We start from the raw sequence: 25,604 nt of genomic DNA on the forward strand, positions 1-25,604 counted from the left end.
GCGTCAGCCGCTCACCCGGCTGAGGCGGAGCCCCGGCACGAGCGCGAGCAGCGCGAGCGCCGCGGCGAGCAGGAAGACGGCCGGGAACGCCGCCCCAGAACCGGTGAGGGCGACGAAGGCGACACCCATCGCGGCGATCGCGGCGGCGGCGCCCGCCGCGTCGCTGATCGACAGCGCTGCGGAGTTGAACCCCTGATTCTGCGGTGTCGAGTACGCGAGGGTCAGCACCGTCAGCCGCGGGTACATGAGGCCCATTCCCGCGCCGGCGAGCGACCAGCCGCCGATCACGACGGCCGGGGGCAGACCCAGCGCTGCGGTGATGAACGCCAGCACCGTGGCCGCAGTCAACAACGACACGCCTATGACGGCGATCCGAGTGCTGCCGAGATGATCGCCGAACCGCCCCTGCACCTCAGCGCCTGCCGCCCACAGCAGCGCCGCGGCCGTGAGCCCGAAACCGGCGAAGGTCGTACTGAACCCGTATCGGTCCACCAGCAGGTACGGCACGTAGATCTCGGCACCGAACAGGGCGCCGGCGATGAGCGCGCGCATCAGGACGACACTCGGCAGGCCCCGTCGCACCGTCAGCGTTCCCGGTGGCAGCAGCGGCCGGACGGCGATGACCACGATCACCAGCGAGGCTCCGGCGACGAGCGGCGCGAGCGCACCGAACTCGCCTGCGAGGCTCAGCCCGACAGCACCGACCGCGACCACCACCGAGCACAACACCCGCACGGCGTACGGGCCGGTGTCGACCTCGGAGGCCCGCAGCGGGGTGCCGTGCAGCCGCAGATACACGATCGTGAACGCGATGACCGCGAGCGCGGCGACGCCGAAGAACACCCAGCGCCAGTGCAGATACTCGGTGACCGCTCCCGCCACCGCAGGGCCGACGAGCGAGGGCACGACCCAGGCTGCTGAGAACGCCGCCATCACCCTGCCGTGCAGTTCGGACGGGTACACCCGTGCGACGACGACATACAGGGCGACGGTCTGCCCACCGGTTCCGAGCCCCTGGATGAGCCGGCCCACCACGAGCGTGGTCATGTCTGGAGCGGCCCCGGCGACGACGAGCCCCAAGACGAAGAGGGCGACCGAGAGCGTCAGGGCATGTGCCGGCTCTGCGCGGTCGCACCACACGCCGACCACGACCATGCCGACCACGCTCGCCGCGAGCACACCCGAGAAGGCAACGGCGTACAGCCCGGCACCGTCGAGCTCTTCGCTCACGGCCGGCATGACGGTCGTGACCGCGAGGGCTTGCGTCGCTGCGAGGAACACCATGGCGACCGCGCCGGCGGTCACCCAACCGAAGGGCGGGCGCCAGACTCCGGTCGGTGCGATGGTCACGAGCGGGCGAGCGAGCCGATCCGCTGCACGGCCTCCCTCACGAGGTCGCTGTCGCATCCGAAGTTCAGGCGCACGTACCCTCGCCCCTCATCACCGAAGTGCGGGCCGTGGTGCAGCGCGACGTCCGCGCCACGCAGGATCGACTCCGCGGGGTCATCTCCCCATCCGTACGCCGACAGATCGATCCACGCGAGGAAGCCGGCGTCGGGCATGCGGTAGCGCGCGAGCGGCAGGTGCTCGGCGAGCAGGTCCGCGAGCAGTCGGCGGTTGCCGTCGAGGGTCGCGAGCAGCGCGTCGAGCCACGCGTCGGAGGCCTCGTCGAACGCGGCCACACCGGCCAACGCCCCGAACAGCCCGGTTCGCCACTCCACCTCCGGGTCGAGCCCCTCCACGACCGCCGTGGTGCGGTCATCCGCCGTCACCATCAGGGCGCACTTGAGCCCGGCCAGGTTGAACGCCTTCGAAGCGCTCGTCACCGCATACCCGACAGCCGCGGCATCCGGCGACGCCGTGAGGAACGGCGTGAACACCGTGCCGGGGTGCACGAGCGGCGCGTGGATCTCGTCGCTGACGATGACCGCGTCGTGCGCCTTCGCAATCGCCGCGAGTCGAGCGAGCGACTCGCGGGAGTGCGCGGTGCCGGTGGGGTTGTGCGGATTGCACAGCAGCACAGCGCGCGCCCCTGCCGCCAGTGCCGCTTCGATGCCGTCGAGGTCGAGCTGCCACGACTCGCCGGTGTCGACGAGCGGCACCGACTCCACGACGCCGCCGGCCTCGGGAATGCACATCGAGAACGGCGGATACACGGGCGGCGTGATGATGACCCGGTCACCCGGCGCGATCGTCGCCCGCAGTAGTTCGACGACGCCCATCATGACGTCACCCGTGCTGCGCACGCGACGGGGCTCGAGCTCCCAGCCGAAGCGCCGCTTCGCGAACTCGACGAATCCGGCGCGCAGCCCCGGCTCGGGCGGCGTGTACCCCGTATCGCCGATCTCGACGGCCTCACGCAACGCGGCCGTGATCGGCGGTGCGAGCGGAAAGTCCGTCTCAGCGACGAACATCGGGATGACGTGCTCGGGGTAGGTGCGCCACTTCGTGCTCGAACGGCGCCGAAGCGTCTCCAGCGGAAGGGCGTCGAGTGGTGCGATGCTCACCGTTCGAGCCTACCGACGGCAGCGCACGCACGGCGTGAAGCCGACACGCGCCGTCACGGCGGCGGGGTTTCGACTCGCTGCGCTCGCTCAACCTTGACTCGACCCGCATCAACGCCGCCGTGCGGCATTGCTCCGGGTCGCGTCAAATGGCGAAGCCGAGCGCGCGCATCATGTCGCGCCCGTCGTCGGTGATCCGCTCGGGGCCCCACGGCGGCATCCACACCCAGTTGATGCGGAACCGGTCGACGACCTCGTCCAGGGACTGCGCCGTCTGCTCCTCGAGCACGTCGGTCAGCGGGCAGCCGGCCGACGTCAGGGTCATGTGGATGACGAGCGCGTCGTTCTCCTCATCCCAGCTGAGGTCATAGATGAGACCGAGATCGACCACGTTGATCCCGAGCTCGGGATCCATGACGTCCTTGAGGGCCTCGGTGACCTCGTCGTACTTCTCGGGTGTGAGGGTCGCGGTCATGCGTCGATCCTAGACCTCGGCGTCGGCAGCCGGCTCGGCCGCCACGAGGTAGCGGTCGTAGCCCTCGTTCTCGAGGCGATCCGCCAACTCGGGGCCGCCCTCTTCCGCGATGCGCCCCGCGACCATGACGTGCACGAAGTCGGGCTTGATGTAGCGAAGGATGCGCGTGTAGTGCGTGATGAGCAGCACGCCAAGGTCGGTCTCGGCCTTCGCGCGGTTCACGCCCTCCGAGACGATCTTCAGCGCGTCGACGTCAAGACCGGAGTCGGTCTCGTCGAGGACTGCAATGGCCGGCTTGAGCAGCTCGAGTTGCAGGATCTCGTGACGCTTCTTCTCGCCGCCCGAGAAGCCCTCGTTGACGTTGCGCTGGGCGAACTTGCCGTCCATGCGCAGGTTCGCCATCGCGCCCTTGACATCCTTGGTCCAGGTGCGGATGCCGGGGGCCTCGCCGTCGATGGCGGTCTTCGCGGTGCGCAGGAAGTTGGTCACTGTGACGCCCGGGATCTCGACCGGATACTGCATCGCGAGGAACAGGCCCGCGCGGGCACGCTCGTCGACCGACATCTCGAGCACGTCTTCACCATCGAGCGTGATAGAACCGCTCGTGACCGTGTACTTCGGGTGACCGGCGATCGTGTAGGCGAGCGTCGACTTGCCCGAGCCGTTGGGGCCCATGATCGCGTGCGTCTGCCCGGTACTGATGGTGAGGGTCACACCGTTGAGGATGGGGGTCTCCCCCGCCTCGGTCTCGACCGTGACGTGCAGGTCGCGGATCTCCAGAACAGCCATGTGTGCGTCTTTCCTTCGTCAGTTCACTTCTTTGGTCACGGTCGGGTCGATGAGCACATCGTCCCCGTCGATCGTGACGACATAAACGGGCACCGGCTCGTAGGCCGGCAGGTTGAGTGGGCGTCCGGTGCGCAGCGAGAAGGCAGAGCCGTGCGCCCAGCATTCCAACGTCTCACCCTCGACGAACCCGTCGGAGAGTGAGATGTCGCCGTGGGTGCACAGGTCACCGATGGCGTGCACCTCGCCGTTGCCGTCGAGCACGACGGCCATCGGCACACCGTCAACCTCGACACGCACCGCAGTGTCCTGCGTCAGCTCGCTGAGGCTGAGCACCTTTTGCGCGCTCACGCGGAGGCCCCTTCGGCCAGTTCGGCGATGATCGCCGTGGTCAGCTCTTCCTCGAGGTCGGGGATGCCGATCTTCTGCACGATCTCGCTGAGGAAGCCGAGGACGACCATGCGGCGGGCCTCGTCTTCGGCGATGCCGCGGGCCTGCAGATAGAAGAGCTGTTCGTCGTCGAAGCGGCCGGTCGCGCTGGCGTGCCCGGCACCCTGGATGTCACCGGTCTGGATCTCGAGGTTCGGGATCGAGTCCGCGCGAGCGCCGTCGGTCAGCACCAGGTTGCGGTTGGCCTCGTACGAGTCGGTCGCGACGGCATCGGGGCCGATGAGCACGTCGCCGATCCACACGCTGCGAGCGCTCTCCCCCTGCAGCGCCCCCTTGTAGAGCACGTCACCGGTGGTGTGCGGGCCCTTGTGGTGGAGGTACACCTGGCTCTCGAAGTGCTGCCCGGCGTCGGCGAACGACAGACCGAAGAGCTTCCCCTCGGAGCCGGCGCCGGCGAGTTCGACCGACGGGTTCACCCGCACGACGCCGCCGCCGAGGGTGACGACGATGTGGGTGAGCGACGCGTCGCGGTCGACGCGCGCCTGGTGCGACGCGAGGTGCACCGCGTCGTCGTCCCAGCGCTGCAGCGAGATGACGGTGAGGGCCGAGCCGTCGCGGGCGATGATCTCGACGTTCTGCGCCTGCTGGGCGGTGCCCTCGTGGCGGAGGACGACCGTCCCGCGGGCGTGCGCCTGCGCCTCGATGACGACGTGCGCGTGGGCGACGCCGCCGGTTCCGGTCAGGCGGACGACGATCGGCTTATCGAGCTCGACGCCCGCCGGGATGCGGATGAGAGGCGCGTCGGCCTCCTGCGTCCACGCGATCGCGGCCGCGACGTCCTCGGGGCGGAACACCTCGCCGCGGGGCGCCTCGCCGACGGCGAGCCGGCGCTGCTCGACGCCCGCGGGGGCGCTGACCTCGACGGCGACGACGCCGTGGGCGCCGGGCTCGTCGACCAGCAGCGGCCGGACGCGGTCGATCGGCGTGTGCTTCCAGTTCACCTCGCGCCCGGTCGGGACGCCGAAGTCGGCGACGTCGAACGACGTCGGCCGCTCGGAGCGGGTCTGGACCGGCACGAACGCGGCGGCAGGGTCGATGTGGCCCTTCGCGGATGCGGGGGCCTGGGTCGCTGTCGTCATCAGCCGACGGATCCTTCCATGCCCATCTCGATGAGCTTGTTGAGTTCGAGGGCGTACTCCATGGGCAGTTCGCGCGCGATCGGCTCGATGAAGCCGCGGACGATCATCGCCATCGCCTCGTCCTCGGGAAGTCCGCGGCTCATGAGGTAGAACAGCTGCTCTTCGCTGACCTTCGAGACCGTGGCCTCGTGGCCGAGCTGTACGTCGTCGACGCGGATGTCGATCGCGGGATAGGTGTCGGATCGCGAGATCGTGTCGACCAGCAGCGCATCACAGCGCACGGTGTTCGCGGAGTGGTGCGCATTGGCATCCACCCGCACTTCACCGCGGTAGCCGGCACGGCCGCCGCCGCGTGCGATCGACTTGGAGACGATCGAGGACTGCGTGTACGGCGCCATGTGGATCATCTTCGCGCCGGCGTCCTGGTGCTGGCCGGGGCCCGCGAAGGCGACCGAAAGCGTCTCACCCTTGGCGTGCTCGCCCATGAGGAAGATCGACGGGTACTTCATCGTCACCTTGGAGCCGATGTTGCCGTCGACCCATTCCATCGTCGCGCCCTCGTGGGCGACGGCGCGCTTGGTGACGAGGTTGTAGACGTTGTTCGACCAGTTCTGGATCGTCGTGTAGCGAACGCGGGCGTTCTTCTTCACGATGATCTCGACGACGGCCGAGTGCAGCGAGTCGCTCTTGTAGATCGGCGCCGTGCAGCCCTCGATGTAGTGCACGTAGCTGTCTTCGTCGGCGATGATCAGGGTCCGCTCGAACTGGCCCATGTTCTCCGTGTTGATGCGGAAGTAAGCCTGCAGCGGGATCTCGACGTGCACGCCCTTCGGCACGTACACGAACGAGCCACCCGACCAGACGGCGGTGTTCAGCGCCGCGAACTTGTTGTCGCCGGCCGGAATGACGGTGCCGAAGTACTCCTCGAAGAACTCGGGGTGCTCGCGCAGCGCCGTGTCGGTGTCCATGAAGATGACACCCTGCTCCTCCAGGTCCTCGCGGATCTGGTGGTAGACGACCTCCGACTCGTACTGCGCGGCAACGCCGGCGACGAGCCGCTGGCGCTCCGCCTCGGGGATGCCGAGCTTCTCGTACGTGTTGCGGATGTCTTCGGGGAGGTCCTCCCACGACTGCGCCTGCTTCTCGGTCGAGCGCACGAAGTACTTGATGTTGTCGAAGTCGATGTCCGACAGATCGGCGCCCCACGTGGGCATCGGCTTGCGGCCGAACAGCTGGAGTCCCTTGAGACGGGTCTTCAGCATCCACTCGGGCTCGGCCTTCAGTGCGGAGATGTCGCGCACGACGGCTTCACTGAGCCCTCGCTTCGCGCTCGCACCGGCGGCATCGGGGTCGTGCCAACCGAACTCGTACACCCCCAGACCGTCGAGTTCCGGTCGGTCGATGAGCACATCCGACATGGCTTTCCTCCTTCAAGGCCGCAACGGTGTCATCCGTCCCGGCATTCCCTTCCCCTCGGGAGTATGCGGGGGGTGGGATGCCGCTTCCAGGGCCGTTCCTGTGCCGTCGCCTACGGACTGCGGCGACGCTTAGACTTTTGGGGGGACGTTGGACTGACGCCCTGCGTCTCCACCCCGCAAGTCTACAGGCACCGGCCCCACCGGGCGCGCCTGTGACCGACCCACACCCCGCGCTGTCCGCTGGAGGCGACATCCCCATGCCCGAAGACCCGGCCGCCCATCCCGTGCGCGCATTCCTCATGCCGACGACGATCACCCGCTGGGTGCGCGCCATGGCATGGCTGTCGCTCGTGGTCAACATCGGCATCGTGGGCACGGGCGGTCTCGTGCGACTCACCGGCTCCGGGATGGGGTGCGAGACCTGGCCGTACTGCACCGCCGACTCACTCGTCCCCACGAAAGAGCTCGGCATCCACGGCCTGATCGAATTCGGCAACCGCACCCTCACGGGTGTCCTCATCGTCGTCGCACTGCTCATGTACCTCTCCGTGCTGCGCGTGCGTCCGCGTCGGGTCGACCTCGCGCGCATCTCGTTCGCAATCGGTCTGGGCATCATCCTGCAGGCCGTCGTCGGCGGCATCACCGTCTGGGTGCACCTGCACCCGAGCGTGGTCGGCGTGCACTTCCTCATCTCGGCGGGCCTCGTCGCGCTCGCCGCCGTGCTCGTGGCGCGCGTGTATGCGGAGCCGGGTCCCCGGCGACGTGCAGTGGCGAAGCCGTTCGCGATCCTCACCCACATCACGAGCGCGGCGGTCTTCGTGACGGTTGTCGTCGGTATCCTGCTCACCGGCGCCGGCCCCCATGCCGGCGATGAAGCCGCAGCCCGCAACGGACTCGACCCCGTCTTCTGGCAGCACGTGCACAGTTGGCCCGCGTACGTCACCGTCGCGTTGACCATCGCGCTCGTCGTGGGCGCATGGCGCACACCGGCGCACCTCGGGCTTCGCCGCTGGACGCTGCTGCTACTCGGTGTCGAGCTCGTGCAGATCGCCGTCGGCCTGTGGCAGGCCCGCACCGGACTGCCGATCGCGCTCGTCAACATCCACATGGTGCTCGCGGTCACCCTCGTCGCCGCGATGACCGCCGTCGTCATGCATCTCAAGGCGCCCGTCGCGACCTTCGCAACCGCCGAAGCAACCGAACCGCTGGTCGTCGGGTCGCGCACAGGCGACGCATAGGGTCCGCATCGCTCCCGCACGGGTTGCCGCGCGACAGTGGGGCCGTGCCGCCATTGCGGCATGCCACCCCGGAAGGAGCACCATGCGCAAACGACTCACTACGAGCATCCCCTACTGGCTGCTGATCGTCGCCTCGCTCGCGAGCGCAGCCGGCGGCGCGTCGCTGCTGATCGACAAGCTCGGCACGATGACGGTGGGACTCACCGACGGCACGGCGACCACTGTCGACGTGTACGTGGGGCAGATGTGGGCAGTCCTCGGCACCGTGCTGATCGGTGCCGGCGCCATCGGCCTGCTGCTGGCGCTGACCCTCGGCGCCGCACGCGCGCTCGTGCCCGCCGCAGCACCGGCCGTCGTCGAACCGCCCGCGTGGGCCGACGACGTCGACGAGGAGCCGACTGCCGAGGAGGCGACGAGCGACGACAACGGCTACCGTTCGGACCTGGGCTACCAGGCGAACGCCGAAGCTGCCGCCGAGGCGGATGCGAGCGCTGACGCCGACGAGCGCACCGCCGAGCCGGCAGCCGCCCGCTGACCTGCGAACTGCGGAGATCTGCACAACTTCGGAGCCCCTCGCCCGGTTCGTTCCGCAGACGTGCAGATCTCCGCAGTTGTGCCGCATCACGCGGCGAGATGGAGACGCTGCGCAACCGCTCGCATGATGGTGTCCTGCACGGCCGGCCAATCACCGATGATCTGCGCGTACGTGAAGCGCATCACGTGATAGCCCAGCAGCTTCAGCTGCGCGTCGTGCGCGATGTCGCCCGCGCGCTGCGCATCGACATGGTGACCGCCGTCGAGTTGCACCACGAGTCGCTCGCCGATCAAGAAGTCCACGGGACGGCCGGCGATCCAGATCTGCGTGAGGATGCGCACCCGCATCCATCGCAATCGCACGCGGAAGATCGTCTCGAGTCCCGAGTCCGCGAAGGACGAGACGGATGCCAGGACGTCTCGCGCAGCGGGCGGCAACGGCAGACGCGCGAATTGATCGGGGACCGCAATCCCTTTGCGCACCGCCGAGTCCCACGCCGCGAGCGCCGCCTCGAACGGCTGGCACCTGGCCAGGAGGACGAGCGCATTGGGCGCAGCGTCGACGAGGGCATCAGGATGCCGGAGCGCGAGCGGCTTGGACCAGTGGACCTTCGCCGCGGGCGGCTTGCCTCCCGCAGCCCCCGGATCCGCGGCGACGTGGCAGCGATCTTCGGCCAACACTCAGAGCCCCGCCCGTCGCGCCCACGTGATGCAGGACAGCACCACCCCCGCGCGGGCCGCGGCGATCAGTTCGGCATCCGCATCCGGTGCCGCCACCCAGTCGCGGCGAACCCGGACGAGATCCCCTGCCTCGATTGCCTGCGCGATGCGATGCCGGGAGTGGCCGGCGCGAGACAGCGACGACGCCCGCGCGACCCCGTCTCGGGCAGCGACGGCGGCCAGCAGGTCGATGCGGCGAACCTCAGTCATGTGCCCAGCCTGGCCGGGAGGCGTCAGCCCGGAGAAGGGATCGTCGCGATCTGTGGAAGGTGTGGCATCCAGCCTGCCCTGTGGAGGAGGCAACGAGGGCGGGCGCAATTACGGAGATCACGACAACTTCGGACGCGCGGACGTCAAAGTGTCCGAGGAACTGCAGAACTCCGAAGGTGTGCCGGGCGTCGCGGCGGCCGGGCCTGCCGCGCGCTGCGCGCGGGGCCGCGAGATCAGATCGGCAGCAGCGGATCGACCGCGATCGCCACGAACAGCAGCGTCAGGTAGGTGATGGATGCGTGGAACACGCGCATCGGCTTCATCTGCTCACCGCGCACGGCGCGGGTGTAGAGCACGTGCGACTCGTAGATGAACCAGCCCCCGAACACGACCGCCGACACCGTGTAGACGAGCCCCATCGGCGCGACCGGGATGAGCAGCAGCGACGACGCGACGGTCGCCCACGCGTACAAGATGACCTGCAGGCCCACCTGTGAGCCGTTGCGGGTCGCGCCCAGCATCGGCACGTCGGCCTCGTCGTAGTCGGCCTTGTACTTCATCGACAGCGGCCAGTAGTGCGGTGGCGTCCACAGGAACACGAGCAAGAACAGGATGAACGGCGTCCACGAGAGCGACCCCGTGACGGCGGTCCAGCCGATGAGCACCGGGAAGCAGCCCGCGATGCCGCCCCACACGATGTTCTGCTCGGTGCGGCGCTTGAGGATGATCGTGTAGATCACGACGTAGAAGAAGATCGCGGTGACGCTGAGGGCCGCGGCCAACCAGTTCGTGGTGGCAGCCAGCCACACCGTGGAGGCGACGGCGAGGACCCACGCGAACACGAGCGCGCCGCGCGGCGACACCTCACCCGTCACGAGCGGGCGGTTCTCGGTGCGCTGCATGTGCGCGTCGATATCACGGTCGATGTACATGTTGAACGTCGCCGCAGACCCCGCGCTCAACGAACCACCGATGACGGTCGCCAGCACGAGCCACAGCGACGGCATCCCGCCCTCGGCGAGCAGCATGACCGGGACGGTGGTCACCAGCAGCAGCTCGAGCACGCGGGGCTTGGTCAACGTCACATACGCACGAATCGTGCGGCCGATCGAGCCGCGGTTCACGGGTGCCGCGGTACCGCGCGTCATCGTGATGTCCATCGCCCCCACTATCGCCGCCGAGATTCCTCCGCCAGTCTATGCCACCGCCCGCGCCCTTCCGGCGCCTCACACCCGCCGAAAGGCAGCGGTGAGCGAATAGACTCCCACGCGTCACGATGGCGACACATCGGCGACCGGGCATTCAGCAAGACTGCGTCACACAACAGCTTCCGGCCGTCTGGCCCGCACCCCCCTTCGATATGCTGAACCCACACGCGCGCCCAGCGCCGCACACCGTGGGTCTCGGTCCCGATGGCCGCGGTTCGGCTCGACTGTGAGGCGCTCCCCCGACGAAAGGCGACCAGGTGTCAGAGCTGGCATGGGAAGAGATCGATCGGCGCGCGGTGGACACCGCGCGGGTGTTGGCGGCGGATGCCGTCGAGAAGGTCGGCAACGGCCACCCCGGCACTGCAATGAGCCTCGCGCCCGCTGCGTATCTGCTGTACCAGAAGGTCATGCGCCACGACCCGGCCGACACCGACTGGCTCGGCCGTGACCGCTTCATCCTCTCGGCCGGGCACTCGTCGCTCACGCAGTACGTCCAGCTGTACCTCGGCGGATTCGGCCTCGAGCTCGACGACCTCAAGGCGCTTCGCACCTGGGGCTCGCTGACGCCCGGCCACCCCGAGTACGGCCACACCAAGGGCGTCGAGATCACCACGGGCCCGCTCGGGCAGGGCCTGGCGTCCTCGGTGGGCTTCGCGTACGCGGCACGCTACGAGCGCGGCCTGTTCGATCCCGAGGCGGCGCCCGGGCAGAGCCCGTTCGACCACCACGTCTTCGTGATCGCCTCGGACGGCGACCTGCAGGAGGGCGTCACGAGCGAGGCCTCGAGCCTCGCCGGGCACCAGCAGCTCGGCAACCTCATCGCGATCTACGACGCGAACCAGATCTCGATCGAGGACGACACCGACGTCGCGTTCACGGAAGACGTCGCGGCGCGCTACGAGGCCTACGGCTGGCACGTGCAGACCGTCGACTGGAAGCGCACCGGCGAGTACAGCGAAGACGCACTCGAGCTCTTCGCGGCCCTCGAAGCGGCCAAGGCGGAGACCTCGAAGCCGTCGCTCATCGTCTTGAAGACGATCATCGGCTGGCCCGCGCCCAGCAAGCAGAACACCGGCAAGATCCACGGCTCCGCGCTCGGCGCGGAAGAGCTCGCGGCGACGAAGTCGGTGCTGGGCTGGGACCCCGAGCAGACCTTCCAGGTGCCCGACGACGTCCTCGCGCACACCCGCGGACTCGCCGAGCGCGCCGCATCGCAGCGCGCCGCATGGCAGGAGTCGTTCGACGCGTGGGCGGCGGCGAACCCCGAGCGCAAGCAGCTGCTCGACCGCCTCGAGTCCGGCGCGCTGCCGGACGGCATCGAAGACGCGCTGCCGGTGTTCCAGTCCGGCAAGGACGTCTCGACACGCGCCGCATCGGGCCAGGTCATCAACGCCATCGCCGAGGTCATGCCCGAGCTGTGGGGCGGCTCGGCCGACCTCGCCGAATCGAACCTCACGACCATCAAGAGCGCGAAGAGCTTCATCCCCGCCGACTGGTCGACCGAGGAATGGTCGGGTGACCCCTACGGCCGCGTCCTGCACTTCGGCATCCGCGAGCACGCGATGGGTGCGATCGTCAACGGCATCGTGCTGCACGGCAAGACGCGCGCGTTCGGCGGCACCTTCCTGATCTTCAGCGACTACATGCGCCCCGCGGTCCGTCTGGCCGCCCTCATGAACATCCCGAGCATCTACGTCTGGACGCACGACTCGGTGGCCCTCGGCGAGGACGGGCCGACCCACCAGCCGATCGAGCAGCTCGCGTCGCTGCGCCTCATTCCGAACTTCACGGTCGTGCGGCCCGCGGACGCGAACGAGACCGCGCACGCGTGGCTCGAGATCCTCCGCCGCCAGGCGGGCCCCGCCGGCATCGCGCTCACCCGCCAGAACATCCCCGTGTTCGAGCGCGGCGACGGCGCAGCGTCGGGCGACGTGTTCGCCTCGGCCGACGGCACCGCGAAGGGCGCCTACGTGCTCGCCGAAGCCCCCGGCGGCACGCCCGACGTGATCATCGTGGCGACCGGCTCCGAGGTGCAGCTGGCCGTCGCCGCCCGCGAGACGCTCGCCGCCGAGGGCGTCAACGCGCGCGTCGTGTCGGCGCCGTCGCTCGAGTGGTTCGCCGAGCAGGACGCCGACTACCGCGAAGCAGTCCTGCCGTCCGCCGTGAAGGCGCGCGTCTCGGTCGAGGCCGCCGCGACACCGCTGTGGCGCACGATCGTGGGCGACACCGGCCGCAGCGTCGGCATCGACCACTTCGGCGCCTCGGCCGATTACAAGACCCTGTTCGAGAAGTTCGGCGTCACCGCCGACGCGGTCGTGGAAGCGGCTCGCGCAACCGTCAAGGAGAACGCATGACCACCCCGACCCACGCCCTCTCCGAAGCGGGCGTCAGCATCTGGCTCGACGACCTCTCGCGCTCGCGGATCACGACCGGCAACCTCGCCGACCTCATCGCGACCCGCAACGTCACCGGTGTGACAACGAACCCGTCGATCTTCCAGGCCGCCATCGGCGGTGGCAGCGCCGACTACGCGGGCGAGATCGCCAAGCTCGCCGCAACCGGCGCCGACGCGGATGCCGCGATCTTCGCCCTCACCACCGAAGACGTCGCCGCAGCGGCCGACGTGTTCCGCCCGGTGTTCGACGCCACGAACGGTCTCGACGGCCGCGTGTCGATCGAAGTCTCCCCCGACCTCGCGCACGACACCGACGCGACCGTCGAAGAGGCGAAGAAGCTGTGGGCGACCGTCGACCGCCCCAACGCGCTCATCAAGATCCCGGCGACCAAGGCGGGCCTGCCCGCCATCACCGCAGTCATCGGCGCGGGGATCTCGGTCAACGTCACCCTCATCTTCTCGCTTGAGCGCTACGCCGAGGTCATCGAGGCCTACCTCGCCGGACTCGAGCAGGCGAAGGATGCCGGCATCGACCTCTCCGGCATCCACTCGGTCGCATCGTTCTTCGTGTCGCGCGTGGACACCGAGGTCGACAAGCGCCTCGCCGCGATCGGCACCGAGGCGGCCGCGGCGCTGAAGAGCAAGGCCGGCGTCGCCAACGCGCGTCTCGCGTACGAGCTGTTCGAGCAGGCGTTCGGCAGCGACCGCGCCACTGCCCTCACCGGCGCCGGCGCCAACGTCCAGCGCCCGCTGTGGGCCTCGACCGGCGTCAAGGACCCGGCTCTGCCCGACACCCTCTACGTCACCGAACTCGTCGCGCCGGGCACCGTCAACACGATGCCCGAGAAGACCCTCGAGGCCACCTTCGACCACGGCGTCGTCACCGGCGACACCATCACCGGCAACTACGCAGACGCGCACGCCGTCATCGACGGACTCGCCGACGTCGGCGTCGACTTCGCCGACGTCACCCAGGTGCTCGAAGACGAAGGCGTCGAGAAGTTCATCGTCTCGTGGCACGACCTGCAGAACACCGTGACCGAGGCGCTTGCCGCCGCTCCCGAGGCATCCCGGTGAGTTTCGAGATCCACGTCTCGGGGCACATCGCCGACGTCGTCCGTCACACGGTTCCGACGCTCGTCGACAGCCTCGTCGCCAGCAGCCTGACGGCGGGTGACGCGGGCCTGTGGGGCCCCGAGGCCGAGCCGGAGGCGGCAAAGCGCCTCGGCTGGGTCGAGGCCGTCTCGGTGTCGCGACCGCTGGTCGCACAGATCACGGCACTGCGCGCCGAGCTCGCGGCCGCCGGCATCACACGCGTGGTGCTGGCGGGCATGGGCGGCTCCTCGCTCGCACCCGAGGTCATCGCGCAGACGGCCGGCGTGCCGCTCGTGATCCTCGATTCGACCGCGCCCGGGCAGGTGCTCGCCGCGATCGACGGCGACGCCGACGCCGGACTGCGTGAGACGGTTCTCGTCGTCGCCTCCAAGTCCGGATCGACGGTCGAGACCGACTCCGCCAAGCGCGCCTTCGAGGCGGCTTGGCGCGACCTCGGGATCGACCCCGCCGAACGCATCATCGTCGTCACCGATCCCGGATCGCCGCTCGATGTCGCTTCGCAGGAGGCCGGCTATCGCGTCTTCCACGCCGACCCGACGGTCGGCGGACGCTACTCGGCGCTCACCGCGTTCGGCCTCGTGCCGACGGGCCTCGCGGGTGTCGACATCGCCGAACTGCTCGACGAAGCCGAAGCGACGATGCTCGAGGTCGCGATCGACGACCCCCGCAATCCCGCCATCGTCTTGGCCGCGGCGATCGCCGGTGGCGACCCTCGACGCGACAAGCTCGGACTCATCACCGACGGCACCCACATCGAGGGGCTGCCCGACTGGATCGAGCAGCTGGTGGCCGAGTCCACCGGCAAGGGCGGCACCGGCATCCTGCCGGTCGTGCTGCTGCCGGTCTCGCCCGAGGCCGACCGCCCCCAGACCGACGTGCAGATCGTGCGCATCGTCGACGACGCCGTGCACTTCCAGCTCATCGAGCAGCACCCCGACGAAGTGCTGGTGAGCGGTTCGCTCGGTGCGCAGTTCGTCGTGTGGGAGTATGCGACCGCGATCGCGGGTCGGATGCTCGGCATCAACCCGTTCGACCAGCCCGATGTGGAATCGGCAAAGGATGCCGCACGCGGCCTGCTCGAGGCCCGACCCGAACTCGGCGCCCCCGCCTTCGTGCAGGACGGGATCGAGGTCCGCGTGACCGACCCCGCACTGGCGGCCGGCGGCACGATCGAATCGGTCTTCGATGCGCTTTGGGCGCAGCTCACCGACACCGGCTACGTCGCCCTGCAGGCCTACGTCGACCGCAACGAACTGCCGCAGCTGGCGGGACTCCGCGAACTGGTCGCCGCCGATTCCGGTCGCCCGACGACGTTCGGATGGGGCCCGCGCTTCCTGCACTCGACCGGCCAGTACCACAAGGGCGGGCCCGCAGAAGGCGTGTTCGTGCAGATCCTCGAGTCGACCGAGGTCGACCTCGAGATCCCGGGGCGCCCGTTCACCTTCGGTGAGCTCATCCGCGCCCAGGCCGCAGGCGACGCCCAGGTGCTCGCCGCACACGGCCGCCCCGTCGTCACCCTGACGCTGACCGACCGGCAGGCCGACGTGCTCTCGCTGTTCGAAGCAGCACAGTAGTCCCGCCCCACCAGAGGAGCCACTCCCCCGATGACTGCCGAGATCTCGCGCGGCCAGAACCCGCTGCGCGACCCAGAAGACCGGCGCCTGAACAGGATCGCAGGGCCCAGCGCCCTCGTGATCTTCGGCGTCACCGGCGACCTGTCCCGCAAGAAGCTCATGCCGGCCGTGTACGACCTGGCCAACCGTGGCCTGCTGCCACCCGGCTTCGCGCTGGTGGGCTTTGCCCGACGCGACTGGGAGGACCAGGACTTCGCGAAGGTCGTCCACGACGCCGTCCGCCAGCACGCGCGCACCCCGTTCCGCGAAGAGACGTGGAAGCAGCTGCTGCAGGGCATCCGCTTCGTCTCGGGCGAGTTCGGTGACCCCGACGCGTTCGCACGCCTGCGTCAGACCGTCGAACGCCTCGACACGGAGCGCGGCACGATGGGCAACCACGCGTTCTACCTGTCGATCCCGCCCAAGGACTTCCCGATCGTCGCCCGTCAGCTCAAGGACTCCGGGCTCGTCGACGAGAAGGACGACGACAGCTGGCGCCGCGTCGTGATCGAGAAGCCGTTCGGCAGCGACCTGCAGACCGCGCGTGAGCTGAACGCGGCGCTCGAGGTCGCGTTCCCGGCCGACTCGATCTTCCGCATCGACCACTACCTCGGCAAGGAGACGGTGCAGAATATCCTCGCGCTGCGCTTCGCCAACGAGCTGTACGAGCCGATCTGGAACGCGAACTACGTCGACCACGTGCAGATCACGATGGCCGAAGACATCGGCGTCGGCGGCCGGGCCGGATACTACGACGGTATCGGCGCCGCCCGCGACGTCATCCAGAATCACCTGCTGCAGCTACTCGCCCTCACGGCGATGGAGGAGCCGATCTCGCTGGATGCGAAGGACCTCCGCGCCGAGAAGGAGAAGGTGCTGGCCGCCGTCCACGTGCCCGACGACCTCGCGAACGCGACGGCCCGCGGCCAGTACGCCGGCGGCATGCAGGGCGGCGAGAAGGTCACCGGCTTCCTCGACGAAGACGGCATGAACCCCGAGTCGACGACCGAGACGTACGCCGCGGTCAAGCTCGAGATCGCGACGCGCCGCTGGGCGGGCGTCCCGTTCTACCTGCGCACCGGCAAGCGCCTCGGGCGACGCGTCACCGAGATCGCGGTCGTCTTCAAGCGCGCACCGCAGCACCTCTTCCTGCGGAACCAGACCCGCGAACTCGGCCAGAACGCGCTCGTGATCCGCGTGCAGCCCGACGAGGGCGTCACAATCCGGTTCGGGTCGAAGGTGCCGGGCGCGACCACCGAGGTGCGCGACGTCACGATGGACTTCGGGTACGGCCACGCCTTCACCGAGTCGAGCCCCGAGGCATACGAGCGTCTCATCCTCGATGTGCTGCTCGGCGACCCGCCGCTGTTCCCGCGGCACGAAGAGGTCGAGCTCTCGTGGAAGATCCTCGACCCGATCGAGCAGTTCTGGGCCGCAGAGGGCGGTCCGCTCGAGCAGTACTCCCCCGGTTCGTGGGGTCCTTCGTCCGCCGATGAACTTCTGGCCCGTGACGGCCGCGTCTGGAGGCGCCCGTGATCGTCGACCTGCCCGACACCACTGTGTCGAAGATCGCACGCTCCCTCGTGAGCGTGCGCGAAGAGGGCGGCGCGGTGGCCCTCGGCCGCGTGCTGACCCTCGTCATCCGCTCCAAGGGGCGCGTGGACGAAGCCGCGATCGACGCGGCGAACGACGCGTCTCGTGAGCACCCGATGCGCGTCATCGTGCTCGAGACCTATCCCGACGGCGACGCGCCGCTGCTCGACGCGGAGATCCGCGTCGGTGGCGACGCCGGCGCGAGCGAAGTGATCGTGCTGCGTGCCTACGGTGCCGCCGCCGAGAACGAGGAAAGCCTCATCACGGGGCTGCTGCTGCCCGATGCGCCGGTCGTGGCGTGGTGGCCGGAGGATCCGCCGGCAGAGCCGGCTCAGTCCGAGATCGGCCGCATGGCCCAGCGGCGCATCACGGATGCGTCGACGAAGCCGTTCGTGAGCAACCGACTCGCGGCCCTCGGCCCCCGCTACCAGCCGGGAGACACCGACCTCGCCTGGACGCGACTCACGCACTGGCGCGAACAGTTGGCCGCCGTGCTCGACCAGCCTCCGTACGAAGAGGTCACCGGCGTCGAGGTGGTCGGCGCCGGCAGTTCGCCCTCGACGGGACTGCTCGCTGCCTGGTTGCGCCTCAAGCTCGACGTGCCCGTCGTGTGGCGCTACGCACCGAAGCAGGAGTGGGATCACGGCATCCAGAAGGTCATCCTGACGCGCGCATCGGGTGAGGTGCACCTCGAGCGCAGCAACGACATCGACGCGACGCTCACTCAGCCGGGCCAGCCCTCGCACGACATCGTGCTGCCGCGTCGGTCGCTGCGCGAATGCCTCGCGGAGGAGCTGCGCAGACTGGATCCGGACCTCCTGTATGGTCGAGTGATCACGGAGGGTTGGGAACTGCTCGGCCCGCCCACGACCTAGGAGCAACTGTGGCCGAGTTCTGGACGGAGAAGCGGGTCGTCATCAGCCCCGACAAGCAGTCGATGGCGGATGCCGTTGCCGAGCGGTTCCTGGACCGGGTCGCCAAGCGTCTCGCCGACGGCAAGACCGTCCACGTCGCCCTGACCGGCGGTACGAGCGGTACGGCCGTGCTCGAAGCCGCCGGTCGCAGCGAAGCCCGCGCGGGCCTTGACTGGTCGCGCGTGCATGTGTGGTGGGGTGACGAGCGGTTCCTGCCGCGCGGCGACGCCGAACGCAACGAGACCGGCGCCCGGCGCGGACTGCTCGACCACATCGACATCCCCGAGGCCAACGTGCACACGATGGCAGCCTCGGACGACGGTGTCACCCTCGATGAGGCGGCCGAGCAGTACGCCGCCGAGCTGGCGCGATTCGGCTCGGGTGAGCAGTCGTGGCCGGCGTTCGACGTGTGCTTTCTCGGTGTCGGACCCGACGGCCACATCGCGTCGCTGTTCCCCGATCGCGGCGAGATCCAGATCACCGATCGCGCGGCCGTCGCCGTGCGCGACTCCCCCAAGCCGCCGCCGGAGCGCGTGAGCCTCACCCGCCCGGTGATCAACGCGTCCAAGCGCGTCTGGATGGTGCTCAGCGGCACCGACAAGGCCTCGGCTCTCGGCCTCGTGCTCGCCGGTGCGAGCTACGACCAGGTGCCCGCAGCGGGCGCCAAGGGCCGCAAACGCACGATCCTGTTCGTCGACGAGGCTGCCGCCAGCGAAGTGCCAGACGAACTCATCGACCAGGACTACTGACTCCGCGCGGGCCGCGGCCGCAACGCCGCAGTCTGTCGCGAACTCCGCGTGCGGCGGGGCTCAGCCCTGGCCGCGGCGCTCGCGCAGTTGACGCAACGCGTCGTCGAGGAGCTCGGCGGCTTCCTCGTCGGTGCGACGCTCCTTCACGTAGGCGAGGTGCGTCTTGTAGGGCTCCGTCTTCGCGACGGCGGGAGGGTTGGCCTTGTCGCGACCCGCGGGGAGACCGGAGTGCGGCGAGTCGATCGTCTCGGGGATCTCTTCGTCGGGGATGCCGGCGGCGAAGTACCGCACGGTCTCGTTGCCGAGCGCATCCCAGTACGACACGGCGACGCGGTCGGCGTGGTGCCCGTGGTCCTGTTCGCCCATCGGGCCGGCACCGACACGGGTGCCTCGGATCGCGTTTCCTCCGGCAGCCATCAGATCCCCTGGAACTTCGTGATGAGGCCCAGCGCGACGATCGCGACGAACCAGACGAGTGCGAGCACGACGGTGAACCGGTTGAGGTTGCGTTCCGCGAGACCCGACGAGCCCATGGCGGAGCTCATGCCACCGCCGAACATGTCGGACAGACCGCCACCGCGGCCCTTGTGCAGGAGGATCAGGAGGGTCAGCAGGAGGCTGGTGATGCCCAGCAGCACCTGGAGCACGAACTCGAGAATGTCCACAGTCGTTGAAAGCCTTTCGGGTGCCCCGTCGGGGCGCACAAGGGTCGAGTATACCGGGCATCCTCGCTCGGCGACCGTCGACCGGCCGCCGAGCGAGGAACGAGGTCAGACCCCGACGTGCTTCTGGTAGCGGATGATCGCCGCGAACTCGTCGACGAGCAGGCTCGCACCACCCACGAGCGCACCGTCCACGTCGGGCTCGCGCATGAAGGCGGCGATGTTGGCGGCCTTGACCGAGCCGCCGTAGAGGATGCGGGTGCGCTCGGCCGCATCGGCGCCGAGCACCTCGCCGATCACGGCGCGCAGCGCGCCGCAGACCTCTTCAGCCTGCTCGGGCGAGGCGACCTGGCCGGTGCCGATCGCCCAGACCGGCTCGTACGCGATGACGACATCGGCGTCGGCGGGCAGACCCGCGAGTGCGACCCGCAGCTGCTCGACGGATACGGCGGTGGGACCGGACTCCTCACGCTGCTCCAGCGTCTCACCCACGCAGATCACCGGCACGATGCCGTGCCGCAGCGCGGCCTGCACCTTCGCCGCGACGACCTCGTCGGTCTCACCGTGGTACTGACGACGCTCGGAGTGACCGATGATGACGTAGCCGCAGTCGAGCTTGCTGAGGAACGCGCCCGAGACCTCACCCGTGTAGGCACCGCTGTCCTGTGCCGACAGATCCTGCGCGCCCAGCGCGAACGGGATCTTGTCGGCATCGAGCAGCGTCTGCACCGTACGGATGTCGGTGAACGGCGGGAAGACGGCGACCTCGACGGATCCGTCCTCGTGCTTGGCATCCTTCAGCGTCCAGTGCAGCTTCTGCACGAACGCGACCGCCTGCAGGTGGTCGAGGTTCATCTTCCAGTTGCCGGCGATGAGCGGTGTGCGCGCCATCAGCCCTCCCATCCCAAGATCTCCAGCCCGGGGAGCTTCTTGCCCTCCAGGAATTCCAGGCTCGCGCCACCACCGGTCGAGATGTGCCCGAACCGGTCGTCTGCGAAGCCCAGCTGTCGAACGGCCGCAGCCGAGTCGCCACCGCCGACGACAGACAGTCCGTCGACCTCGGTGAGTGCCTGCGCGACGGCCTTCGTGCCGGCGGCGAACGCCGGCATCTCGAAGACGCCCATCGGGCCGTTCCAGAACACCGTCTTCGACGAGGCGATCGCGTCGGCGAAGATCTTCGACGTCTCGGGCCCGATGTCCAGGCCCATGCCGCCGGCACCGAAGGGGGTGTCCTCCAGTGCGTCCGAAGCCGCGACGACGTGGTCGGCGTCGGCCGCGAACCCGGATGCCATGACGGCGTCCACGGGGAGGATCAGCTCGACCCCGCGCTCGGCGGCCGTCGCGATATACCCCTTGACGGTGTCGATCTGGTCGGCCTCGAGCAGCGACGTGCCGACCTTCTGGCCCTGCGCGGCGAGGAACGTGAACAGCATGCCGCCGCCGACGAGGATCTTGTCGGCGCGCGGCAGGAGGTGCTCGATGACACCCAGCTTGTCGCTCACCTTCGATCCGCCGAGCACGACGGCGTAGGGACGCTCGGGCTTCTCGGTCAGGCGGTCGAGCACGTCGACCTCCTTCTCGATGAGCAGCCCCGCGGCCGACGACAGCAGCTCAGCGAGGTCGTAGACCGACGCCTGCTTGCGGTGCACGACGCCGAAGCCGTCCGAGACGAGCACGTCTCCGAGCTGCGCGAGCTCCTCGGCGAACGCACGACGAGCGGCGTCGTCCTTCGCGGTTTCGCCCGCGTTGAAACGGAGGTTCTCGATGACTGCGACGTCGCCGTCTTCGAGCGCTGCGACCGCGTCGGTCGCCGAGGCGCCCACGGTGTCACGCGCGAACGCGACGGGCTTGCCCAGCAGCTCCGACAGACGCTGCGCCACAGGGGCGAGGCTGTACTTGTCGTCGGGAGCGCCGTCGGGACGGCCCAGGTGCGAGCAGGCGATGACCCGCGCACCCTGATTGATGAGGTGATTCAGCGTGGGAAGCGCCGCCCGGACGCGGCCATCGTCCGTGATGACTCCATCCCGCAGGGGGACGTTGAAGTCGACACGGACGATGACACGCTTTCCGGCCAGCGAACCCAACGATTCGAGGGTGCGCAGAGCCATGATCGTCAGAGCTTTTCGGCGACCAGCTCGGTGAGGTCGACCAGACGGTTCGAGTAGCCCCACTCGTTGTCGTACCAGCTCGACACCTTGACGAGGTTGCCGCTGACGTTGGTCAGCGTCGAGTCGAAGATCGACGAGTGCGGGTTGTGCACGATGTCGCTCGAGACGATCTGGTCGGCGTTGTACTGCAGGTAGCCGGCAAGACGACCGTCCGCGGCTGCCGCCTCGTAGGCCGCGTTGACCTCGTCGACGGTCAGGTCGTCACGCTCGGTGATGAGCGTCAGGTCCACGATCGAGCCGGTCGGGACCGGAACGCGGTAGGAGGAGCCCGACAGCTTGCCGTTGAGCTCGGGCAGCACTTCGCCGATCGCCTTCGCAGCACCGGTCGAGGCGGGCACGATGTTGATCGCGGCCGCACGTGCACGGCGCAGGTCGCCGTGCGGCCCGTCCTGCAGGTTCTGGTCCGCGGTGTACGCGTGCGCGGTCATCATGAAGCCTCGGTCGATGCCGAAGGCATCGTTGAACACCTTCGCGAGGGGCGCGAGGCAGTTCGTCGTGCACGACGCGTTCGAGATGATGTGCTGCGTGGCCGAGTCGTAGGTGTCTTCGTTCACACCCATGACGAACGTGCCGTCGACGCCCGTGCCGGGTGCCGAGATGACGACCTTCTTGGCGCCCGCCTCGATGTGCTTCTTCGCGAGGTCGGCCTTGGTGAAGAAGCCGGTCGACTCGATCACGATGTCCACGCCCAGCTCACCCCAGGGCAGGTTGGCGGGGTCGCGCTCGGCGAACGCCTTGATCTCCTTGCCGTTGACCGTGATGCTGTCGTCGTCGTAGCTGACGTCGGCGGCGAGCACGCCACCGACGGAGTCGTACTTGAGCAGGTGGGCGAGGGTCTTGTTGTCGGTGAGGTCGTTCACCGCGACGATGTCGAGGTCCGCGCCCTGCTCAAGCGCCGCGCGGAGGAAGTTACGTCCGATGCGGCCGAAGCCGTTGATTCCGATCTTGACAGACACGTTGTCTCCCGTATTTCTGGTTTGCGTGGGTGCGATCGCTGCGATGCGCACCCGCACGCGGTGTGCGTGAAAAGAGGAGGATGCCGACTCCCGCCCCGTCGCCGAGGAGGAACCCGGCATCCTCACCTGTGTGTCACCCTACAGCAGACCCGCCGTCTTCTCGCGGGCTGTTTCGAAGCGCTGAGCGACGTTCTGCCAGTTGGCGATGTTCCACGCCGCCTTGACGTAGTCGGCCTTCACGTTGAGGTAGTCGAGGTAGAAGGCGTGCTCCCACATGTCGAGCTGGAACAGCGGGACGGTGCCCTGCGCGGCGTTGGCCTGCTGGTCGAACAGCTGCTGGATGATCAGACGCTGTCCGATCGAGTCCCAGCTGAGGACCGACCAACCGGAACCCTGAATGCCCATGGCCGTGGCGGTGAAGTGCGCCTGGAACTTGTCGAACCCGCCGAAGAACTCGTCGATGGCTGCACGCAGCTCGCCCTCGGGCTCACCGCCGCCACCGTCGTTCGCCGGGGCCAGGTTGGTCCAGAAGATCGAGTGGTTGACGTGGCCGCCGAGGTTGAACGCGAGGTCCTTCTCGAGCTTGTTGACGTTCGCGAGGTTGCCGCTCTCGCGCGCCTCGGCGAGCTGGTCGAGGGCGGTGTTCGCACCCGTCACGTACGCCTGGTGGTGCTTGTCGTGGTGCAGCTCCATGATCTTGCCCGAGATGTGGGGCTCGAGGGCCGCGAAATCGTAGGGGAGGTCGGGCAGCGTATAGGTCGCCATGTTCTCACTTCCTGTCAAGGCCGCACACGGTGCGTGCGGGGACGGACAGATCCCATCCTATTGACTGGCAACGCGAGCCGCACGGGGAAGCTTCCCGCAGGTAACGCGGTGTGACGAGTCAGTCCTCGAGTCCGGCGGGCACTGCCGATTCGGTATCTGGCAGGCCCTCGGCGGCAGCCTTCTTGTCGGCCATGGCCAGCAGGCGACGGATGCGCCCCGCGACGGCATCCTTCGTCAGTGGCGGGTCGGCGTGGTGCCCGAGCTCATCGAGGCTTGCATCACGGTGTGCCAGACGGAGGTCGCCGGCCTGCTTGAGGTGGTCGGGCACCTCGTCGCCGAGGATCTCGAGTGCGCGCTCCACGCGTGCGCACGCGGCGACGGCCGCCTGCGCCGAACGGCGCAGGTTCGCGTCGTCGAAGTTCACCAGACGGTTCACCCCGGCGCGCACTTCGCGGCGCTGGCGCATCTCCTCCCACGCCGACGCGGTCTTCGCAGCTCCCATCTCGGCGAGCGTCTGGCGGATGGCTTCGCCGTCGCGCACGACGACGCGGGGCACGCCACGCACCTCACGAGCCTTCGCGGAGATCCCGAGGCGGTGCGCCGCGCCGACGAGCGCCATGCCCGCTTCGGCGGACGGGCAGGAGATCTCGAGCGCGGCAGATCGACCCGGCTCGCTCAGCGAACCCGCGGCGAGGAATGCACCACGCCAGATCGCAGCCAGGTCGCCCCGGTTTCCGGTCGTCAGCCGGTTCGGCAGGCCGCGCACGGGACGTCGACGCTGGTCGAGCAGCCCCGTCTGACGGGCGAGCGTCTCACCGCCGTCGATCACGCGGACGGCGAAGTGGCCGCCTGCGCGTCCACCCGACGCCTGCACGCGCGCCAGCTCGGGACGCACGCCGTAGATCTCCATGAGGTCCCGGGCCACCCGGCGGGCCAGCACGTCGCTGTCGACCTCGGCCTCGACCGCGACACGTCCGGCGATCGAGTGCAGTCCGCCGGCGAAGCGGAGGACCGCGGTGAGCTCAGCCACGCGAGCGGTGGGACGAGGGTCGCGGACGGCCGCCAATTCGGTCTTCACGTCAGCGGTCAGCGGCACGGCGATCCTTCTGCGATTCAGGGGGGGTCGAGATCGGGCCCTCGGTGGAGGGACGATGTTCCAGCCTACTCGCGACCGAGGTCGCGATGTTTCACCTTCACCTCTACTCCGGACGTCCCCGACAGTCGATCCGCCAGTTCACGGACTGTCACGACCGACCGATGCTTGCCGCCCGTGCACCCGACAGCGACGACGGAATGCCGCTTGTTCTCGCGCTGGTACCCCGCGAGCACCGGCTCGAGCGCCTTCGCATACGCGTCGATGAACTCCACCGCCCCGGGCCGCGTGAGCACGTACTCCCGCACCTCCGGGTCCTCCCCCGTCAGCGCCTTCAGTTCGGGAATCCAAAACGGATTCGGCAGGAAGCGCATGTCTGCGACGAGATCGACGTCGGTGGGCAGGCCGTACTTGAAGCCGAAGCTCATGACGGTGAGGGTGTGGCGCGCCGCGCCGCTCTCGCTGAACTCATCGACGATGCGGTTGGCGAGTTGGTGGATGTTGAGCGTGCTCGTGTCGATCACGACATCGGCGCTCTCGCGAACGGCTGACACGCGTTCGCGTTCCCGCTCGATGCCGTCGATGATCGTGCCGTCCCCTTGCAAGGGGTGCGGCCTGCGCACCGACTCGAATCGTCGCACCAGCACATCGTCCGACGCATCGAGGAACAAGGTGCGCAGCGTGCGGGCGTCGCGCAGCGATCGGGTCACGGCCGGGAGCTGCCCGAACAGGTCGCGCCCACGCACATCGACGACCGCGGCGATCTTCGGGAGCGCGCCGGCCGCGAGCTCCGTCAGCTCGAGCAGGGGACCGAGCATCTGCGGCGGCAGATTGTCGACGACGTACCATCCGAGGTCCTCGAGCGCGTTCGCTGCCGTGGTGCGGCCGGCACCCGACATGCCGGTCACGATGAGTACCTCACCGGTCGGCTTCTGGTCGTTCACAGATCCTCCCCGTC

At 68.9% G+C, this 25,604-nt stretch carries 26 protein-coding genes; 8 read left to right on the forward strand and 18 right to left on the reverse strand.

What is annotated here, in order from left to right; genetic code table 11:
* Positions 1–3: 3 nt before the first annotated feature.
* The 7 genes from ACSF8R_RS09135 to sufB form a co-directional block, all read right to left on the reverse strand.
* The gene (locus ACSF8R_RS09135) at positions 4–1,350 is read right to left on the reverse strand and encodes an MFS transporter (protein ID WP_434811560.1); all 1,347 of its coding nucleotides are present in this window, start codon (positions 1,348–1,350) and stop codon (positions 4–6) included.
* A complete protein-coding gene (locus ACSF8R_RS09140) occupies positions 1,347–2,507 on the reverse strand; it encodes a MalY/PatB family protein (protein ID WP_434811561.1) in 1,161 nt (386 codons plus the stop codon). Before ACSF8R_RS09140 ends, ACSF8R_RS09135 begins: the two co-directional genes overlap by 4 nt.
* Positions 2,508–2,649: 142 nt before the next feature.
* A complete protein-coding gene (locus ACSF8R_RS09145; protein WP_434811562.1) occupies positions 2,650–2,979 on the reverse strand; it encodes a metal-sulfur cluster assembly factor in 330 nt (109 codons plus the stop codon).
* Between the two features lie 9 nt (positions 2,980–2,988).
* Entirely contained in the window at positions 2,989–3,768 is a 780-nt protein-coding gene (gene sufC, locus ACSF8R_RS09150) for a Fe-S cluster assembly ATPase SufC (protein WP_434811563.1), read from the reverse strand.
* Between the two features lie 18 nt (positions 3,769–3,786).
* Positions 3,787–4,116 carry a non-heme iron oxygenase ferredoxin subunit gene (locus tag ACSF8R_RS09155; protein ID WP_434811565.1) on the reverse strand — a complete coding sequence of 110 codons (330 nt, stop codon included), beginning with the start codon at positions 4,114–4,116 and terminating at the stop codon, positions 3,787–3,789.
* Positions 4,113–5,294 carry a Fe-S cluster assembly protein SufD gene (gene sufD / locus ACSF8R_RS09160; RefSeq protein ID WP_434811566.1) on the reverse strand — a complete coding sequence of 394 codons (1,182 nt, stop codon included), beginning with the start codon at positions 5,292–5,294 and terminating at the stop codon, positions 4,113–4,115. Before sufD ends, ACSF8R_RS09155 begins: the two co-directional genes overlap by 4 nt.
* A complete protein-coding gene (sufB, locus tag ACSF8R_RS09165; RefSeq protein ID WP_434811568.1) occupies positions 5,294–6,712 on the reverse strand; it encodes a Fe-S cluster assembly protein SufB in 1,419 nt (472 codons plus the stop codon). Before sufB ends, sufD begins: the two co-directional genes overlap by 1 nt.
* Positions 6,713–6,969: 257 nt before the next feature.
* Here sufB and ACSF8R_RS09170 point away from each other — a divergent pair, with 257 nt between their 5' ends.
* Both ACSF8R_RS09170 and ACSF8R_RS09175 read left to right on the forward strand, forming a co-directional pair.
* Positions 6,970–7,950 (forward strand): COX15/CtaA family protein, encoded by a 981-nt coding sequence (locus tag ACSF8R_RS09170; protein WP_434811569.1) that lies wholly within the window; start codon positions 6,970–6,972, stop codon positions 7,948–7,950.
* A gap of 82 nt (positions 7,951–8,032) precedes the next feature.
* On the forward strand, positions 8,033–8,485 hold the full coding sequence (locus ACSF8R_RS09175) for a dinucleotide-utilizing enzyme (protein WP_434811570.1): 453 nt from the start codon (positions 8,033–8,035) through the stop codon (positions 8,483–8,485).
* Between the two features lie 86 nt (positions 8,486–8,571).
* Here ACSF8R_RS09175 and ACSF8R_RS09180 read toward each other — a convergent pair whose 3' ends face one another.
* The 3 genes from ACSF8R_RS09180 to ACSF8R_RS09190 form a co-directional block, all read right to left on the reverse strand.
* Complete coding sequence (locus tag ACSF8R_RS09180) at positions 8,572–9,162, reverse strand: endonuclease domain-containing protein (protein WP_434811571.1); 591 nt, start codon at positions 9,160–9,162, stop codon at positions 8,572–8,574.
* Between the two features lie 3 nt (positions 9,163–9,165).
* A complete protein-coding gene (locus tag ACSF8R_RS09185) occupies positions 9,166–9,414 on the reverse strand; it encodes a hypothetical protein (protein WP_434811572.1) in 249 nt (82 codons plus the stop codon).
* Between the two features lie 233 nt (positions 9,415–9,647).
* Complete coding sequence (locus ACSF8R_RS09190) at positions 9,648–10,562, reverse strand: heme o synthase (RefSeq protein ID WP_434811574.1); 915 nt, start codon at positions 10,560–10,562, stop codon at positions 9,648–9,650.
* Positions 10,563–10,879: 317 nt separating this feature from the next.
* On the opposite strand from ACSF8R_RS09190, the gene tkt reads away from it, so the two are divergent.
* The 6 genes from tkt to pgl are packed head-to-tail and all read left to right on the forward strand — an operon-like array spanning position 10,880 to position 19,002.
* The gene (gene tkt / locus ACSF8R_RS09195) at positions 10,880–12,976 is read left to right on the forward strand and encodes a transketolase (protein WP_434811575.1); all 2,097 of its coding nucleotides are present in this window, start codon (positions 10,880–10,882) and stop codon (positions 12,974–12,976) included.
* Positions 12,973–14,094 carry a transaldolase gene (gene tal / locus ACSF8R_RS09200; protein WP_434811576.1) on the forward strand — a complete coding sequence of 374 codons (1,122 nt, stop codon included), beginning with the start codon at positions 12,973–12,975 and terminating at the stop codon, positions 14,092–14,094. The genes tkt and tal overlap by 4 nt, the downstream gene beginning before the upstream one ends.
* Positions 14,091–15,707 carry a glucose-6-phosphate isomerase gene (locus ACSF8R_RS09205; RefSeq protein ID WP_434811577.1) on the forward strand — a complete coding sequence of 539 codons (1,617 nt, stop codon included), beginning with the start codon at positions 14,091–14,093 and terminating at the stop codon, positions 15,705–15,707. Before tal ends, ACSF8R_RS09205 begins: the two co-directional genes overlap by 4 nt.
* Before the next feature lie 30 nt (positions 15,708–15,737).
* Complete coding sequence (zwf, locus tag ACSF8R_RS09210) at positions 15,738–17,282, forward strand: glucose-6-phosphate dehydrogenase (RefSeq protein ID WP_434811578.1); 1,545 nt, start codon at positions 15,738–15,740, stop codon at positions 17,280–17,282.
* A complete protein-coding gene (locus tag ACSF8R_RS09215) occupies positions 17,279–18,214 on the forward strand; it encodes a glucose-6-phosphate dehydrogenase assembly protein OpcA (RefSeq protein WP_434811579.1) in 936 nt (311 codons plus the stop codon). Before zwf ends, ACSF8R_RS09215 begins: the two co-directional genes overlap by 4 nt.
* Before the next feature lie 8 nt (positions 18,215–18,222).
* On the forward strand, positions 18,223–19,002 hold the full coding sequence (gene pgl / locus ACSF8R_RS09220) for a 6-phosphogluconolactonase (RefSeq protein ID WP_434811580.1): 780 nt from the start codon (positions 18,223–18,225) through the stop codon (positions 19,000–19,002).
* A 60-nt stretch (positions 19,003–19,062) separates the two neighbouring features.
* Here the strand turns inward: pgl and ACSF8R_RS09225 are convergent, their stop codons facing one another.
* The 8 genes from ACSF8R_RS09225 to rapZ form a co-directional block, all read right to left on the reverse strand.
* A complete protein-coding gene (locus ACSF8R_RS09225) occupies positions 19,063–19,419 on the reverse strand; it encodes an RNA polymerase-binding protein RbpA (RefSeq protein ID WP_434811581.1) in 357 nt (118 codons plus the stop codon).
* The gene (secG, locus tag ACSF8R_RS09230; RefSeq protein WP_215486355.1) at positions 19,419–19,667 is read right to left on the reverse strand and encodes a preprotein translocase subunit SecG; all 249 of its coding nucleotides are present in this window, start codon (positions 19,665–19,667) and stop codon (positions 19,419–19,421) included. The genes ACSF8R_RS09225 and secG overlap by 1 nt, the downstream gene beginning before the upstream one ends.
* 105 nt (positions 19,668–19,772) lie before the next feature.
* On the reverse strand, positions 19,773–20,555 hold the full coding sequence (gene tpiA / locus ACSF8R_RS09235) for a triose-phosphate isomerase (protein ID WP_434811582.1): 783 nt from the start codon (positions 20,553–20,555) through the stop codon (positions 19,773–19,775).
* Positions 20,555–21,772, reverse strand: a complete 1,218-nt coding sequence (locus ACSF8R_RS09240) for a phosphoglycerate kinase (RefSeq protein ID WP_434811583.1) — start codon at positions 21,770–21,772, stop codon at positions 20,555–20,557. Before ACSF8R_RS09240 ends, tpiA begins: the two co-directional genes overlap by 1 nt.
* 5 nt (positions 21,773–21,777) lie before the next feature.
* Entirely contained in the window at positions 21,778–22,788 is a 1,011-nt protein-coding gene (gene gap, locus ACSF8R_RS09245; protein WP_434811584.1) for a type I glyceraldehyde-3-phosphate dehydrogenase, read from the reverse strand.
* Between the two features lie 138 nt (positions 22,789–22,926).
* Positions 22,927–23,553: a superoxide dismutase gene (locus tag ACSF8R_RS09250; protein WP_434811585.1), complete on the reverse strand. Its 627-nt coding sequence runs from the start codon at positions 23,551–23,553 to the stop codon at positions 22,927–22,929.
* Positions 23,554–23,671: 118 nt separating this feature from the next.
* Positions 23,672–24,649: a DNA-binding protein WhiA gene (gene whiA / locus ACSF8R_RS09255; RefSeq protein WP_434811587.1), complete on the reverse strand. Its 978-nt coding sequence runs from the start codon at positions 24,647–24,649 to the stop codon at positions 23,672–23,674.
* Positions 24,650–24,714: 65 nt separating this feature from the next.
* On the reverse strand, positions 24,715–25,590 hold the full coding sequence (gene rapZ, locus ACSF8R_RS09260) for an RNase adapter RapZ (RefSeq protein ID WP_434811589.1): 876 nt from the start codon (positions 25,588–25,590) through the stop codon (positions 24,715–24,717).
* Positions 25,591–25,604: the final 14 nt, after the last annotated feature.

This window comes from Microbacterium sp. bgisy189 (genome assembly GCF_965345345.1).
Classification (GTDB): domain Bacteria; phylum Actinomycetota; class Actinomycetes; order Actinomycetales; family Microbacteriaceae; genus Microbacterium.